Genomic DNA, 13,767 nt, shown 5'->3' with positions numbered 1-13,767 from the left:
GCCAGCCGGAGCCTCGCCGCCCCACCAACCCCCCGGTCACGGGCGGCGAGGCCCGGCACCCCACACCTTGAAACGAGGATTCATGAGCACCAACAGCCCGATAGCCACCGCCAGCCGCATCAACCCCGCCATGGGGGAGCAGCTCAAGAACGACGGCATGCACGACGCCGACCAGGCCACCGACCAGGACTGGAAGGAGCGCTGCGACGACGCCATCGACGAGATGGCCCGCCGCGGATCCCCCTTCCAGGCCTCCGACCTCGTCGACCAAGGCCTCATCGAGGACCCGCCCGACCACCACCAGTGGGGGCCCCGCTTCTCCTACGCCGCCCGCCGCGGCGTCATCCGCGAAGCCGCCGCCAGCAAGTCCAAGCGCACCGCCTCCCACAGCTCCCGCCTCGTCACGTGGGTCGGTGCCGCATGAACCACGACCTGCAGACCGGCCTCGCCTGGTTCGGCGGCATCAACGCCCTCGCATACGTCGGCTTCGGCGCCTGGATCTCGGTCGTCAGCGTCCTCGAGGGCCGCCGCCTCGAAGCCAAGCGTGCCGAACTCCGCGCCCGCCCTGCCCCGCTCAGCCAGATCAACATCACCTCGGCCGACTTCGACGCCGAGCTCATCACGCTCATCGAAGGAGACCAGAAGTGAGCGCCTCAAAAAGGAAGGGAACCTCGGCCGAGACCGCGGTCGTCAACTTCCTCCGCCGCATCGGCTTCCAGCACGCCGAACGCCGCGCCCTCAACGGCAACGCCGACCGCGGCGACATCGCCGGCCTGCCCGGCATCGTCATCGAGGTCAAGAACTGCGCCCGCCAGGAACTCGCCGCCTGGGTCGCCGAGGCCGAGGCCGAACGCGAAAACGACGGCGCATCTCTCGGGGTCGTCTGGCACAAGCGCCGCGGCAAGGGCGACGCCAGCGAGTGGTTCGTCACCATGTCCGGCCTGCAGTTCGGCCACCTGCTGCGCGAGCACATGGAAATGCCGCCGCTCGAGATCGAGGGCGGTGAAGCAGCGTGAGCCTCTCCTTCACTGACATCTTCTGCGGCGCCGGCGGCTCGAGTACCGGGCTCGTCGCCGCGGGCCTCGAACTCAAGCTCGCGGCAAACCACTGGGCTCGCGCCATCGAGACCCACGCAGCCAACCACACCGACGCCGACCACCTGTGCGCGGACGTCAACAACTACGACATGCGGCGCCTGCCCAGCACCGACGTCCTGTGGGCGTCGCCGATCTGCACGGAGCTGAGCCCGGCGGGCGGCCGCCGCCGCAAGGCGCGGCTATCAGCGGCTGGCCACGGACAGCTCGGTCTCGAGGAGTTCGGCCACGTACCCGCCGCGGCGTTCGACCGCACCCGGGCCACGTTCTGGGACGTCATCCGCGCCACCGAAGTCCATCGGTACCGCGCGGTCCTCGTCGAGAACGTCATGGAAGCCGCGGACTGGGAACTGTTCGACGTCTGGCTCTCCGGGATGCGCACCCTCGGCTACAACATCCAGTTCGTCTCCCTGTCCTCCGCCCACGCCGGAGACGACAGCAACCCGGCAGCGCCGCAATGGCGGGACCGCATCTACATCGTCTGCACCCGCGAGGGCATTCCGCTCCCCGACGTCCAGCCCCGCCCGCGCGCGTGGTGCCCGACGTGCGAGGAGACCGTCACTGCGTTCCAGTCGTGGAAGAAGGAGGGTCGGCGCCTTGGCAAGTACGGACAGCAGTACGTGTACCGCTGCCCCAACGGGCCACGCTGCCGCCACGCCATCGTCGAGCCCTACGTCCGCCCTGCGGCCTCGATCATCGACTGGTCGAACCTCGGCGTCCGCATTGGCGACCGCACCGAGCACGGGCTGCGGCCCCTCGCCGGGAACACAGTCACTCGGATCCGTAAGGGCCTGAGTCTGCTCGGCGACCGCCGCATGGTCGTCACCGTCAACCACGGCGGCCACGACGGAAGGGCATTCCCTGCAGACGATGGGCCGCTGCCCGCCCGTACCGCGAAGATCGGCGACGCAATCCTCGTCCCGTCGGGCGGCACGTGGAACACCACGGCGACCAGCACGGCCGAGCCGATGCGGACCCGCATGGCCAACCCGAAGGGGTTCGAGGCACTGGTCACACCGCCGCAGGCCGATGACTCGTTCATCGTCACCCTGCGCCGCAACGCCACGGCCCGCCCCGTGACCGAGCCCGTCGACACCGTCACCGGGCAGGGCCGACACCACTGGCTTGTCGTCCCCTACCGCAACGGCAATCAGGCCCGAACCGTCGGCGAGCCACTGCACACGCTCAGCACCAAGGACTCCGCAGCAATCCTCGAACCGGCGCCCGTGCTGGAGGACTGCCACTACCGGATGATCCAGCCGCGCGAGCAGCTGTACGCACAGCGCTTCCCCGAGGACTACATCGTCCTCGGCACCAAGGGCGAGCAGACCATGCAGGCCGGGAACGCCGTGTCCTGCAACGTCGCCCAGTGGCTCGGCCGACGCGTCGCCGCGGTGCTCGCATGAACGAGCCGACCGTCATCACCGGCATCCGCCCGGGTCTCGCCATTCGAACCGCCACCGGCTGCGGTGGCCGCCAGACCCCCGTCGCCGACTGGCTGTGCGCCTGCGGCCACCACGAACGCGCCGTCGGCAAGGACGTCGCCGACCTCGCGGCCCGCGTGATCGTCGGCATCTGCCCCCACCAGACCGCAGCCAAGGAGGCAGCGTGACCTTCACCCAGCCCGCCGGAACCGTCACCGAACACGAGACCGGCGCCGGCGCCGCCATCGCGTCGATGATCCGCACCCTCGTCATCGACACCGCCAACAACGCGCCCCGCTCCCGGCAGCGCCGCATCGGCCCCTCCGAGGTCGGCAACCCCTGCTCGAGGGCCCTCGCCTACAAAGCACTCGACTGGCCCGAGGTGCCAGGCGCCGACCGCGACCCGTGGGCCAGCATCCAGGGCACCGCCGTGCACGCCTGGATGGCTGAACTCTTCGAGAAGCGCGACCCGAAGGGCGAGCGCTACCTCGTCGAGAAGCGGGTCACCGTCCGCCAGGGCTACGGCTACGACTCCACCATCGCCGGCTCCGCCGACCTGTACGACAAGGCCACCGGCACCGTCTACGACTGGAAGGTCACAGGCGTCACATCGCTGCAGAAGTACCGCAGCGGCGGGCCCGGCGACCAGTACCGCATCCAGGCCAACCTGTACGGCCTCGGCATGGAAAACGCGGGCGAGAAGCCGCAGCGCGTCGCCATCGTCTTCCTGCCCAGGCATCACGTCCTCGAGCCCTACGTGTGGGTCGACGACTACCGCCGCGACGTCGCCGAGCAGGCCCTCGCCCGCCTCGACGCGATACGCGAGCTCGTCCTGAAGCTCGACCCCGAGAAGAACCCGCAGCACTGGGCGCTCTTCCCCACCGACCCCAAAGCCAAGTGCATTTTCTGCCCCTGGCACAAGCCCGGCTCCACCGACCTCAGCCAGGGCTGCCCCGGGGCCACCAAATCCTCCTGACCGCACCGCGGTTCAGGACGCACAAACCCGCACGGCAACCACGCCGAACGGGACACCGCACATCCATCAAGGAGAAACACATGTTCAACCAGCCCACCGAGGCGGCCTTCGGCGGATTCTTCAAGCCGGCCGACCACAACGGCCACCTCGTGCTCATCACCGTCGTCCACGGCATCAGCAAGAAGTTCGACACCCTCCGCAACGAGGAGATCGACCAGGCCGACGTCGACGTCGTCGACCTCGACGGCAACGGCGAGCTGCGCGAGCACGTCAACGTCACCCACAAGGCCATCGTCAGCCGCCTCGCCCCCGGCGCCACGCTCGTCCTCGGCCGCATCGGACAGGTCGCCACCAAGTCCGGCTTCCAGGCCTGGGCGCTGCAGCCGTTCAACGAGGGCGTCGACGACGTCAAGGCCGGAGCGTGGGTCACGGCCAACCAGCCGACCTTCAACCAGGCCGCCACGCCCGCACCGCAGACAGCGCCCGCGCAGCAGGTGCCCGCGCAGACCGCCCCGGTCCCGTCGCAGGCCCCGGCCGCGCAGCCGCCCGTCAACACCGCCACCGGCGAGATCGCCGCCGGAGTCAACCTCAACGACCCCGCCGTGCAGGCCCTGCTCGCACAGGTGCAGGGCGGCCAGGCCCCGGTCGCCGCCGGAACGCCGCAGACCAACGTCGCGCCGTTCTAGTCCGACCCAGCACCAACCCCAAGCCCGAAACCGGACAGGCCGGTCACCCCTGGATCCGAGCCAGGGCGGGCACGAAGCCCAGCTTCCGCATCATCAACAAGGAGTCCCAGTGATCCAGGCCATCGAGACCCGCTACGCCGGGTGCCGATTCCGCTCCCGCCTCGAAGCGAGGTGGGCCGTCTTCTTCGACACGCTCGGCATCACATGGGAATACGAGCCCCAGGGTTTTGAGAACCGCTTCTGGTGCGACTGCGACAAGCCCGAGAATTGGAAGTTCACCAATGGCCGCCAGTGCACTGGAAAGCATGAGCGTTACCTCCCGGACTTCTTCCTGCCCGGCACGAAAACTTGGGTGGAGGTAAAGGGTGAAGAAGGCAGGCTGCTAGAAAAGGCCGCGTTCTATACCGAGATGCTCGACTGGGGCGGGCAACTCCCAGGCGTTGCCGAGTCGTACGGCAACAGCGGTGGCCTGCTCGTTCTTGGTCCTGTTCCGCGGGTCGAGCGGCGTTCTTCCGCCCCCCTGCACTCCGCGCTGCAGCACCACAAAGGCGTCTGCCGGGTCTTCATGGAATTCGAACAAAGTGGTCCCAGTTACGTCGGCGACGACGGATGGGATCACGAATCCTGGGCGGACGCCAGTTGTGGTGGTGAGTACCCGGAGCCCGGCGAGTATCCGTATACAGGCACGACGTGGCACACCTCGCGCAGAGTCGACACAGTCGTTCAGCGCGCCTACACCGCAGCACGCTCTGCCCGCTTCGAGCACGGGGAGAGCGGCGCATGACCGAGAACCCCAACCCCATCGCCGCCGACCTCGACACCGTGCGGCACTGGCTCACGAGCCTCTACGCAGACCTGCCCGGATGGATCAGCATCTGCTCACCCACCGACTACTGGAAGGGTCGCCGCTTCACCACCGACGAAACAGGGATCGCTGCAGCCGTCGAACGCGTCGCCGAGCTTGACCGCCTCGGCGCGAAAGGCATCTACGCACAGGTCACCACCCTGAGCGAACAGCCCCTTGGCCGCGGCGGCGAAGACCTCGCCTACGGCATGCGCGGCCTGTGGTCCGACCTCGATTTCGGCACCACCGGCCACAAGCCCGCCGCCGACGGCCTCCCGCTACCACCCGACGAAAAGGCTGTCCTGCAGGTCGTCAAAGAATCCGGACTGCCCGAACCCACCGGCATCATCTGGTCCGGCTACGGCGCCTACGCCTGGTGGTGGCTCGACACTCCCCACCTCATCGGTGACGACCGCGACATCATCAAGCAACTGTCCACCGACTGGCAGACCATCCTCGCAGCGACAGCACTCGAGCACGGCTGGTCGCACGACGCTGGCGTCGCCAACCTCGACCGTCTGCTGCGCATCCCCGGCACCGTCAACCGCAAGGCCGGCGGCGAGCGGCTCTCCCACATCGGCACCGAAGGCAGCGGAGCCCTCTACCCCCTCGACGCCCTGCAAGCCGCTGCCTCGGAGAAGGCGCTGTCAGCACGGCAGGCGCTCGAGGCGGCCGCTGCGGCGCGCAAGCCCGTCGGCTTCGAGCAGCCCGCTCCCAGTCGGACCCCGGGCGAACAGCGCACCGGCACAGGGCCGTTCGACGTGCTGCAAACCATGGCTTCCTGGTCCAACGTCCTCGCCGGCACCGGATGGCTGTACGTCGGCAAGCACTCCGACGGACGCGAAAAGTGGAAGCGCGACGCCCAGGCCGAGTCCGAGTACAGCGCGCTGTGCTCCTATGACCCGCCCGTCATGGTCGTCTTCTCGAGCGCCGCAGGCCTCGAGACAGGCGCGCTGCCAGCGGGCCGCAAGCACACCATGGGCCGCGTCTTCGCCCACTTCCACTACAACAACGACACCATCGAAGCCGGCCGCGACCTCATGCGTGCAGCAGCAGGCAAGACCGCCAGCAGCGCCGCGTCCGCACTGCCGCGCAACATCCTCGACACCATCAAGCAGCGCTGCCAGGCCGACCCCTTCCGCCCTGCTCTGCACTTGGTCGCCAGCAACCAGCGAGCCGTGCACCAGACCGACGGCACCGCCGCCCTCAAGCCCGACCATGCTCCCGTCTGGCAGCCGCCCACCGAGACTGTTCCGCCCCTTCCGTCCCCAATGCCCCGGCGAAACTGGGACGACATCGGAAACGCCGAGCGCGTCGTCGACCGATGCGGGACGGAAGTCCGGTGGATCACCGACACCGAGCAGTGGGCCATCTACGAGGGCGGCAGGTGGACGCTCAAGGGCGCCAACACGGGCGTGTGGACACGTGTTGTTGCCACGATCGACAACCTCGCCGACGAAGCCCCCAACTACTCCGACGAGGTTCCAGTCCCTGACGAGGAGGCGCCAAAGAAGCGATCCGCGCGCGAAGAACTGTCCGAGAAAGAGGAGTTCTTCAAATGGGGCCGCGCCCAGCGCATGCGCCCCAAGCTCGCCGCGGCACGAGAAGTGCTTCAGGCGCACCCGGCCGTGCACTGCACCATGGACCGCTTCGACCGGCCGGAACTGCTTCTCAACGTCACCAACGGCGTCGTCGACCTGCGCACCGGTGACCTGTTGCCGCACGACCGCGGTCTGTATCTCATGCAGCAGGCCTCGGTGCGCTACCAGCCGGACGCCACCTGCCCAACGTGGGACAACTTCCTGCAGGGCGTCATGCCCGATGACGAGCGCCGTGAGTACCTGGCCAGGGTCGTCGGCTACACCCTCACCGGCTCCACCGAAGAGCAGGTCATGTTCATCCATCACGGCGATGGACAGAACGGCAAGGGCGTTTTCATGCGCGTCCTCATGGGGCTGCTCGGCGACTACGCGCAGTCCGTACCTCGTTCAACGCTGTTGGCCAAGCAGGCCGACGGCATCCCCAACGACGTGGCCCGCATGATGGGCAAGCGACTGCTGTCCACGACGGAGACCAGCGCCGGCAAGAAGCTCGATGACGAGCTGGTCAAGCAGCTCACCGGCGAGGACGTGATGTCGGCGCGGTTCATGCGCGCCGAATTCTTCGACTTCCGTCCGGTCGGAAAGATCCACCTGGCGACGAACTACCTGCCTCACGTCGGCGGCGGCCACGGCATCGCCCGTCGCCTGCAGGACATCGGCTGGGACGTGACCGTCCCGCCGTCCCGGAGGATCCCCAAGCTCGACGAAAAGATCATGGCCAACGAGGCGGCGGGCGTCCTCAATTGGGCGATCCGCGGATGCCTGGACTGGCTGGCTCAGGGGCTGTCGGTTCCGGAGTCGGTGAAGGCCAAGACGCAGGAGCACCTTGCGAGTTCCGACCCGGTGGCGATCTGGCTCGACGAGCACTGCATTCAGAGCGATGGCAGCAGTGCCGGAGCACAGGACCTGTACCAGAGCTACCGCACCTGGGCTGAGGCGAACAGCACCCGGCCGATGACCGGCATGGCGTTCGCCATGGCGCTCAAGGAGCGGGGATTCGAGAGCACCAAAGACAGCCGGACGCGCCGGTCGGTCTATCACGGGCTGCGGCTCGCGCCGCTGGGTTTCTGAGGTGATGAGGATGCGTGTGTCATACAAGTGCGAAGGACCTGCGAAGGGCTCTGCGAAGGACTTTGCGAAGGGCCTGACCTGCGGGTCGAAGGACCCGAAGGGCTTTTTCCTCCTGTACGCGCATAAGGGAAACACTCTGTGTTTCACCCTCCAATACAACTCGAGGACCGAAAAAGCCCTTCGAGTCCTTCGCAGGTCCTACGACTTGCAGGTCAGAGGGCGCGAAGGACCTTCGTTTGATCTTCCGCTACCCCTTCGCAGGTCCTTCGCACGTGTACATGACACGCACCCTTTGGTGTTGATACGGGCGGTGTGTGGCAAATGACCGCCGCCAAGAAGCCGCCGTCGTGGCTCGACCTCTCCCAGCCGCTCAACGACCGGGCCCGCACCCAGCTCTGCCCCCGCTGCCGCCAGCCGATCCTGCGCTCCCTCGTCGGCCACGCCGCAGCCCTCGACGTCCGCGCCGACCCTCGAGTCCTCAACCCGCTCGAGGAGCTGGCGGCCCGGCTGCAGGGCCGCACCACCTACTGCCTCCGCATCCGCCCGCACCTGCCGCCGCGGCTCACCGACCGCAGCCCAGAGCACATCCGGGCCGGCCGCTGCACGCACCTCGTCGTCGCCGACCACCACTGCACACGGACACCGGCACTCGCCGAACACCACACCGCATCAGCAACCGACCAACTCTTCTGAGGAGAAGACCGATGACCGACCGAATCCCCGCCCACGGCACACCGGGCCGCTACCAGGGCCCGCGGCGCCACAATCGCTGGCAGGCCTGCCGCTGCGACGACTGCCGCGCTGCCGGGCGACGCACGGCCAAGGCCCAAGGGCTGCGGCGCCTGCGCGGCGTACCCAGCTACGTCGGCCGCGAGACTGTCGCCGCGCACGTAAGGACGCTGCTCGACGCGGGCTGGACCAGGGTGCAGATCGCCGACACGGCACAGGTCGGCCGCAAGACCGTCTGGAACGTCCTCAACTCGAGTCTCGCCACCGTGCAGACGGGCACCGCGCAGGCGCTCCTCGCACTCGAGCCCGCCGACGCCCCGGACTTCAAGCCGGCACTCGGCGCCACCCGCCGTGTGCGCGCCCTCTCGGCCATGGGGTGGACGCTCGCCTGGACCGCCCGGCAGACCGGCCTGTCCGAGACCGCGCTGCGGGACATCTCGAGCGGCCGCAACAAGACGATCCGCCGCGAGCACTTCGAGACGCTCGACCGCGTATACCGCCGCTTCGCCGTGCGGCTCGGACCGTCCGAGGCGGCGATGAAGACGGCCCGCGCCAAGCAGTGGGTGACCGCTGCCGCCTGGAACGACATCGACGACCCGAAGGACAAGCCGCACAGCGTCCTCGGCCAGTGCCACCGCCAGAGGAAGGCCGCCTGATGTCGCCCGTCGACCCCCGCCACCCCGTGCACCCCACGACGGCCTACACCACCGACCCTGCCCGCCCGCACACCCCAAACCCCAGACACCTGGAGCAGACCATGACCGACCAGCCCACCCGCCCGTGGTTCGACGACCAGATCACCGCCCACGCCATCTGGCTTCAGAAGACCCACGGCGACAGCCTCGAAACCCTGACGGTCACCGAGACCGCCGACGACCACGGCATGGACACCAGCGACTGGCGCGGTGAGGACTGGGACGCCTACATCGACGCCGTCTGGAAGATCCTCCGCAATGCACCCAACCTCACCGAGTGGGCGATCAACCTCGGCGCCGACGGACTCCAGCCCGACGAGCACCAGCTGACGTGGAGCGCCGGAGACCAGCCGATCGTGCGCGTGCACCTCGCCTTCCACTCCGGGATGCACGCCGAGGCACGCGACTACCTGGTGACCGCTGTCGGCGAGGCCCTGCACGAGGAGATGCAGCGCGCCGCAGCAGTGCCGGCCGTCGACGCGTCCGAGGCGTGCGGCAACTGCCGTCAGCCCTTCGACCCCACCGACACCCGTTTTGACGGCCAAGCCCGATCCGGCAACCGGCCGTTCTGCCGGCGCTGCGTGGACCGCTGCCACGAGTCGACGGACTTCGCGCATGAGTGCGCGGTCTGTCGCTGACGCAAGGCCGGCCGCCCCGCGGGCTATGCGGGGCGGCCGTACCGCCGATCACATCACACCGACTCTGGAGCCCCGCATGCCCGACACCACCAACCCGCAGACCGGGCGGCCGTCGACCGCCAGCCAGATCAACACCGCCTTCCTCGCCTCCCTCAACGAGTCCCGCGCCCTGAACGCCCCGCTGATCGCCGCCCTGTCCACGGTCTTCGACTCGATGGAGCGCGCGCGGCCCGACGAGTGGGCGATGGAGTGGCTCGGCGAGGTGTGGTCCAGCCTGCCGCTGGAGGTGCGCGCCGCGGCCGGGGACACCGATGCGGCGCAGGAGCTCGCCGATCTGAGGAGCGCACAGCTCGCCGCCGCGCCTACCCCGCCGTCAGCGCCCGCCGACCGGGCGCTCCTGCTGCGGGCCGCCGACCACCTCACCCGCTCCGCCGACCAGCTGTGGCCGAAGGGCGACAGTGTGATGCACGCCGACGGCATCCGGCTGCGCCGTCTGGCCGACGAGCAGCCCGCGACCGGCCCGGGCCGTGTGGCCGGCGAGGCGCAGCAGGACCAGACGCAGGCCGGGTGCTGGCACCTCACCCCGCAGACGCTCGACCTGTTCGTCCGCGCCCTGGTCAACGAAGTCGACTACGACATCCACAAGGGCTGGGAGTGCGGCGAGGAAGACGGCGAGGACCACTACCCCGAGCTGGTCGCCGACGCCGCCGAGATGCTCAACGCGATCACCGCCGAGCAGCCCGCCGTCGTGTCGCAGCCCGGCAAGGAGAACGACCGTGGCTGAGCTCGCCGCCGCCGAGTTCCTGTACGAACTCTGGGACGCCAACTGGGACGACGGCCCCCTCGGCAACTATCAGATCCACCGTCACCCGATCACGAAGAAGACCAGCAAGCGGATCTACTTCACGCTCAGCGGCCGGACGGGATTTGTGGACCGGCAGCAGATCGAGGCCGATGGAGAGATCTACTACGGCCGCTCGATGCGCCGCCTGCATCTGACCCCACCGGACATCCCCACCCGGCCGAAGCCGCAGTCCCTGGCTGACCTGAAAGCCGCGATGGCCGCCGCGCATCCCGACCGGGGCGGCAGCGACGAGGCGTTCATCGCCGCCCGCGATCGCTACGAGCAGGCGCGCCGTACCGCCTGACCCCGCCCCTGCCGCCCCTGCGCCGTGGGGGCGGCACCCCGCACCGCTGGAAGGAACCACCGTGAGTCATCGATCAGACGCCGAGGCAAGCATCGTCGCCGCCCGCACCACCCTCGCCGAGATCCAAGGCCAGCGCACCACCACCGACATAGCCATCGCCAACGCCGCACGAGCGCAGGCCATCGCGACCGCGGCTGTGGCGCAGGCCATCCTTGCCCTCGGGGACACGATCAATGCTCGTCGCGGCGGCGAGGCCGCGTCATGACGACCCGGATTCTGCGCCTGCTGGTCGACGAGGAGTTCAGCCGCCTGCTCGCGCTGTACGTGCGGCGCGGCGAGAAGCCCCGCGGCGCCCTGCTGCGTGCGCTCCGGCTGCGGGCGACCGCGGACGGGCTGCTCCTGCCCAACGGGCGGATCAAGAACGGGGGTCGGCCGTGAGCGGGCCGAGCGGAAGCCCGCGCGGCGAGCGTGCCGGAACGCCGGGCGCCCGCTGGGAGACGGAACTCGGGTCGACCGGTGAGCAGTGGGTGCCGGACGGCGAGCCGGAGCCGTGGGCGAACCGGGCGGCACGACGGGCGGCGAGACGGGCGCAGAAGCCCGCAGACGGCCGCGAGACGCCTCGACGGGGTCCTGTTGGACCCCAGGAGGCCCGAGAAGGCCCCTGGAGCCCTCTCTCGCGACCTAACGGCCCGCGCGCGGCCCGGAGTCGCGCCGAGCCTGAGAACGCCAGCGAGAGCCACGACCACGCACCGCCGACCCGAACGGAGACCCCATGACCCCCGAACCGCCCCCGCTCCACCGCCTGCTGCACCTTGTCGACCGGGCCGAAGACGGCGTCCTGCTCCCCGCCGAAGCCGCCCAACTCCGCACCGCCCTACAGGCCCGGGATGCCGCGCTCGCCGCCTGCACCGCCCAACTCGTCCACGACCAGGCCGAACTCGCGGACGAGCAGGCCGCCTCCCGGTCCCGCACCGAGCAGTGGCGTCGCGTCGTCCACAGCCGGCAGCACGTCGAGGAGCTGTGCCGCCAGCTCGCTGCCGCGCTCACCGAAGTGCTTGCCGAGCCCCGCTTCCCGGACTCCGGCGGCGCGACCGCCGTCTACATCGGGCCCGTGCCATGCGTGCGCGTCGAACGATGGCGGGGCGTGCTGAAGGCGGCCGGCCAGCCCGACGACGGGCCCAGCGTGCAGGAATGCGCCGAGCAGGACGCCGCCCACTGGAACACCAAGTACGACCGCCCGTAGCCCCGCCCGCACCGCCCGAAAGGCACGCCATGCTCGACGACCAGCCCACCGAGTACTGCGCCGTCTGCGACAAGCCGTCCCGCGACCGTGACCGCGTTCACCGCGGCTGCGAGGACCGCATCCGCGACAACCTGCGCCAGCTGCCGCGCCTCTACCGGCAGTTGGGCGACGCCCTCCAGCCTGGGCGGCGAGGCGGCGACGGTAGGTCCGCCACCCGGTCCGCGCCCCTGCCGTGCTCGGTCGACGCACTGGACCTTCGATCCCGCGGCGGCATCGAGGGCGTTGTCGGCGGATGGGCACGCGACCTGTGCGAACGCGAGGAATGGGACATCCCCGCCTACACCAGCGTCGAAGCCATCGTCGACTGGGCGTGCGGGATACTCCTCGCCAACCTCGGCGTCATCTGCGACGAACACCCGGCGGTCAAAGAGATCGCGGCCGAGCTCAACCAAATCGCCGGACAGGCGCGGCGAATCGTCACCGGGGAGAAGCCGCCCATCAAAGTCCCCGTCGCCTGCCCCTGCGGCCAGACCCTCCGGATCACCCTCGACAGCCCCGGCGAGCGCTGCCGCAACTGCGGGGCTCAGTACGGGCACACGGAGCTGATGGGGCTGCCGCTCGCGGAACGGCGGGCGGCGTGAGCATTCGACAGACGTTCTGGCACGACCACGAGCTCATCTTTCCCATGGGCATCCGCAAGACCCGCAACCTCGAACAGGCCCTCGCCACTGGCCAGCCGCTGGACGACTGCTGCCCGGTGCACGACTGGCCTGCCCCCAAGGCCGCGACCGAGGAGTGGCGGTCAGACGGCGTCCTCGTGGTCACCTTCCACCCCTGCGGACACCGCGCCTACCCGCAATGGGACCCGGGCCCGCGCCCCAGCCGCTACCTGAACAGCCCCATCGCCCGCGAACCGAGGCGCAGGAGAAGGCGCCGAGCATGACGAAGGCCCCCGCCCGGAACTCCGGAGCGGGGGCCTTCTGCTGTGCGCCTACGCGGCCTCTTCCACCTCCGCCGGTTTCTTCCCGTTGAGCACCTGCCGGATCCAGCTCGGTGTCAGCCGCATGCGCGCCGCCAGCGTCTCCACCGGCACGCCCCGCCGGTGCGCGCCACGGATCGCCGCATCCCGACGAGCTATCTGCCGCTCCCGCGCAACCCGGCCCGCCACCGTGTGGTGCAGGACTACCGCGAAACGCAGCAGTAGTCGGCCGGCTAAGTCGTCGAACTTGCTCGCCATGAAACCCCCCTGTCGTGGTCCCGCCACCCCGCAGACAGTCCACGGTCAGCGGCGTACACCGCGGCCACAAGGGCGCGAACGTGAAAACCCCGCCCGTGCGAAACGAGCGGGGCTGTGGAGACGTCAGAGCTCGGTCAGACCGCGGGCTGGCCGCTGCCCGGGCACATCTCGCGGCTGCCTTGCGGCTGGTGCGGTGCGCACGGCTCGCCAGGATTCGCGCTGCCGTAAGCCCCGCAGACCGGGCATGAGGCCGAACATTTGCCGGGTTCGAAACGCTGGCCGCTTGCGTGTTGACACACTTCAGTTCTCCCTTGCTCGTGGGGATGGTGCTGTTGTGTGGTGCATTCCGCCGCGCGCCAGCCAGTAGGCCGCGGGGAAATC

Annotated in this window: 20 protein-coding genes; 19 read left to right on the top strand and 1 reads right to left on the bottom strand. The window is 69.5% G+C overall.

The features are described from left to right. The first annotated feature begins 82 nt into the window (after positions 1 to 82). The 19 genes from ACIBK0_RS27880 (at position 83) to ACIBK0_RS27790 (ending at position 13,092) form a co-directional block, all read left to right on the top strand. Positions 83 to 424, top strand: a complete 342-nt coding sequence (locus tag ACIBK0_RS27880; protein WP_399085598.1) for a hypothetical protein — start codon at positions 83 to 85, stop codon at positions 422 to 424. Next, complete coding sequence (locus ACIBK0_RS27875; protein WP_399085595.1) at positions 421 to 648, top strand: hypothetical protein; 228 nt, start codon at positions 421 to 423, stop codon at positions 646 to 648. Before ACIBK0_RS27880 ends, ACIBK0_RS27875 begins: the two co-directional genes overlap by 4 nt. Further along, a complete protein-coding gene (locus ACIBK0_RS27870) occupies positions 645 to 1,016 on the top strand; it encodes a hypothetical protein (protein ID WP_399085592.1) in 372 nt (123 codons plus the stop codon). Before ACIBK0_RS27875 ends, ACIBK0_RS27870 begins: the two co-directional genes overlap by 4 nt. Next, positions 1,013 to 2,500, top strand: a complete 1,488-nt coding sequence (locus ACIBK0_RS27865; RefSeq protein WP_399085589.1) for a DNA cytosine methyltransferase — start codon at positions 1,013 to 1,015, stop codon at positions 2,498 to 2,500. The genes ACIBK0_RS27870 and ACIBK0_RS27865 overlap by 4 nt, the downstream gene beginning before the upstream one ends. Continuing rightward, positions 2,497 to 2,706, top strand: a complete 210-nt coding sequence (locus tag ACIBK0_RS27860) for a hypothetical protein (RefSeq protein ID WP_399085586.1) — start codon at positions 2,497 to 2,499, stop codon at positions 2,704 to 2,706. The genes ACIBK0_RS27865 and ACIBK0_RS27860 overlap by 4 nt, the downstream gene beginning before the upstream one ends. After that, entirely contained in the window at positions 2,703 to 3,494 is a 792-nt protein-coding gene (locus ACIBK0_RS27855) for a PD-(D/E)XK nuclease family protein (protein WP_399085583.1), read from the top strand. Before ACIBK0_RS27860 ends, ACIBK0_RS27855 begins: the two co-directional genes overlap by 4 nt. A gap of 80 nt (positions 3,495 to 3,574) precedes the next feature. Next, positions 3,575 to 4,180 (top strand): hypothetical protein, encoded by a 606-nt coding sequence (locus ACIBK0_RS27850; RefSeq protein ID WP_399085580.1) that lies wholly within the window; start codon positions 3,575 to 3,577, stop codon positions 4,178 to 4,180. Between the two features lie 109 nt (positions 4,181 to 4,289). Continuing rightward, on the top strand, positions 4,290 to 4,964 hold the full coding sequence (locus ACIBK0_RS27845) for a hypothetical protein (RefSeq protein ID WP_399085577.1): 675 nt from the start codon (positions 4,290 to 4,292) through the stop codon (positions 4,962 to 4,964). Next, on the top strand, positions 4,961 to 7,696 hold the full coding sequence (locus ACIBK0_RS27840) for a phage/plasmid primase, P4 family (protein ID WP_399085574.1): 2,736 nt from the start codon (positions 4,961 to 4,963) through the stop codon (positions 7,694 to 7,696). The genes ACIBK0_RS27845 and ACIBK0_RS27840 overlap by 4 nt, the downstream gene beginning before the upstream one ends. Before the next feature lie 321 nt (positions 7,697 to 8,017). Continuing rightward, positions 8,018 to 8,389: a hypothetical protein gene (locus ACIBK0_RS27835; protein WP_399085571.1), complete on the top strand. Its 372-nt coding sequence runs from the start codon at positions 8,018 to 8,020 to the stop codon at positions 8,387 to 8,389. 11 nt (positions 8,390 to 8,400) lie between these two features. After that, on the top strand, positions 8,401 to 9,081 hold the full coding sequence (locus tag ACIBK0_RS27830; RefSeq protein WP_399085568.1) for a hypothetical protein: 681 nt from the start codon (positions 8,401 to 8,403) through the stop codon (positions 9,079 to 9,081). Then, the gene (locus tag ACIBK0_RS27825; RefSeq protein ID WP_399085566.1) at positions 9,081 to 9,758 is read left to right on the top strand and encodes a hypothetical protein; all 678 of its coding nucleotides are present in this window, start codon (positions 9,081 to 9,083) and stop codon (positions 9,756 to 9,758) included. The genes ACIBK0_RS27830 and ACIBK0_RS27825 overlap by 1 nt, the downstream gene beginning before the upstream one ends. A gap of 76 nt (positions 9,759 to 9,834) precedes the next feature. Then, entirely contained in the window at positions 9,835 to 10,542 is a 708-nt protein-coding gene (locus ACIBK0_RS27820; protein WP_399085564.1) for a hypothetical protein, read from the top strand. Further along, the gene (locus ACIBK0_RS27815) at positions 10,535 to 10,906 is read left to right on the top strand and encodes a hypothetical protein (protein WP_399085561.1); all 372 of its coding nucleotides are present in this window, start codon (positions 10,535 to 10,537) and stop codon (positions 10,904 to 10,906) included. Before ACIBK0_RS27820 ends, ACIBK0_RS27815 begins: the two co-directional genes overlap by 8 nt. Before the next feature lie 61 nt (positions 10,907 to 10,967). Continuing rightward, positions 10,968 to 11,171 (top strand): hypothetical protein, encoded by a 204-nt coding sequence (locus ACIBK0_RS27810; protein WP_399085558.1) that lies wholly within the window; start codon positions 10,968 to 10,970, stop codon positions 11,169 to 11,171. Next, complete coding sequence (locus ACIBK0_RS27805) at positions 11,168 to 11,344, top strand: hypothetical protein (protein ID WP_399085555.1); 177 nt, start codon at positions 11,168 to 11,170, stop codon at positions 11,342 to 11,344. The genes ACIBK0_RS27810 and ACIBK0_RS27805 overlap by 4 nt, the downstream gene beginning before the upstream one ends. Positions 11,345 to 11,678: 334 nt before the next feature. Beyond that, complete coding sequence (locus ACIBK0_RS27800) at positions 11,679 to 12,149, top strand: hypothetical protein (protein WP_399085548.1); 471 nt, start codon at positions 11,679 to 11,681, stop codon at positions 12,147 to 12,149. A 29-nt stretch (positions 12,150 to 12,178) separates the two neighbouring features. After that, complete coding sequence (locus tag ACIBK0_RS27795) at positions 12,179 to 12,790, top strand: hypothetical protein (RefSeq protein ID WP_399085546.1); 612 nt, start codon at positions 12,179 to 12,181, stop codon at positions 12,788 to 12,790. Further along, entirely contained in the window at positions 12,787 to 13,092 is a 306-nt protein-coding gene (locus tag ACIBK0_RS27790) for a hypothetical protein (RefSeq protein WP_399085543.1), read from the top strand. The genes ACIBK0_RS27795 and ACIBK0_RS27790 overlap by 4 nt, the downstream gene beginning before the upstream one ends. Positions 13,093 to 13,140: 48 nt before the next feature. On the opposite strand, the gene ACIBK0_RS27785 is transcribed toward ACIBK0_RS27790, so the two are convergent. Further along, the gene (locus ACIBK0_RS27785) at positions 13,141 to 13,386 is read right to left on the bottom strand and encodes a hypothetical protein (RefSeq protein ID WP_399085540.1); all 246 of its coding nucleotides are present in this window, start codon (positions 13,384 to 13,386) and stop codon (positions 13,141 to 13,143) included. Positions 13,387 to 13,767 lie beyond the last annotated feature (381 nt).

This window comes from Streptomyces sp. NPDC050564, assembly GCF_044457265.1.
Lineage (GTDB): Bacteria > Actinomycetota > Actinomycetes > Streptomycetales > Streptomycetaceae > Streptomyces.
This window is presented reverse-complemented; position numbering and strand designations above follow the sequence as displayed.

What these genes read in the sequence shown, in the direction of transcription:
- ACIBK0_RS27880 (WP_399085598.1), top strand. Translation starts at nt 83, where the DNA reads ATGAGCACCAACAGCCCGATAGCCACCGCCAGCCGCATCAACCCCGCC.
- ACIBK0_RS27875 (WP_399085595.1), top strand. Translation starts at nt 421, where the DNA reads ATGAACCACGACCTGCAGACCGGCCTCGCCTGGTTCGGCGGCATCAAC.
- ACIBK0_RS27860 (WP_399085586.1), top strand. Translation starts at nt 2,497, where the DNA reads ATGAACGAGCCGACCGTCATCACCGGCATCCGCCCGGGTCTCGCCATT.
- ACIBK0_RS27850 (WP_399085580.1), top strand. Translation starts at nt 3,575, where the DNA reads ATGTTCAACCAGCCCACCGAGGCGGCCTTCGGCGGATTCTTCAAGCCG.
- ACIBK0_RS27840 (WP_399085574.1), top strand. Translation starts at nt 4,961, where the DNA reads ATGACCGAGAACCCCAACCCCATCGCCGCCGACCTCGACACCGTGCGG.
- ACIBK0_RS27835 (WP_399085571.1), top strand. Translation starts at nt 8,018, where the DNA reads ATGACCGCCGCCAAGAAGCCGCCGTCGTGGCTCGACCTCTCCCAGCCG.
- ACIBK0_RS27830 (WP_399085568.1), top strand. Translation starts at nt 8,401, where the DNA reads ATGACCGACCGAATCCCCGCCCACGGCACACCGGGCCGCTACCAGGGC.
- ACIBK0_RS27825 (WP_399085566.1), top strand. Translation starts at nt 9,081, where the DNA reads ATGTCGCCCGTCGACCCCCGCCACCCCGTGCACCCCACGACGGCCTAC.
- ACIBK0_RS27820 (WP_399085564.1), top strand. Translation starts at nt 9,835, where the DNA reads ATGCCCGACACCACCAACCCGCAGACCGGGCGGCCGTCGACCGCCAGC.
- ACIBK0_RS27805 (WP_399085555.1), top strand. Translation starts at nt 11,168, where the DNA reads ATGACGACCCGGATTCTGCGCCTGCTGGTCGACGAGGAGTTCAGCCGC.
- ACIBK0_RS27800 (WP_399085548.1), top strand. Translation starts at nt 11,679, where the DNA reads ATGACCCCCGAACCGCCCCCGCTCCACCGCCTGCTGCACCTTGTCGAC.
- ACIBK0_RS27795 (WP_399085546.1), top strand. Translation starts at nt 12,179, where the DNA reads ATGCTCGACGACCAGCCCACCGAGTACTGCGCCGTCTGCGACAAGCCG.
- ACIBK0_RS27785 (WP_399085540.1), bottom strand. Translation starts at nt 13,386, where the DNA reads ATGGCGAGCAAGTTCGACGACTTAGCCGGCCGACTACTGCTGCGTTTC.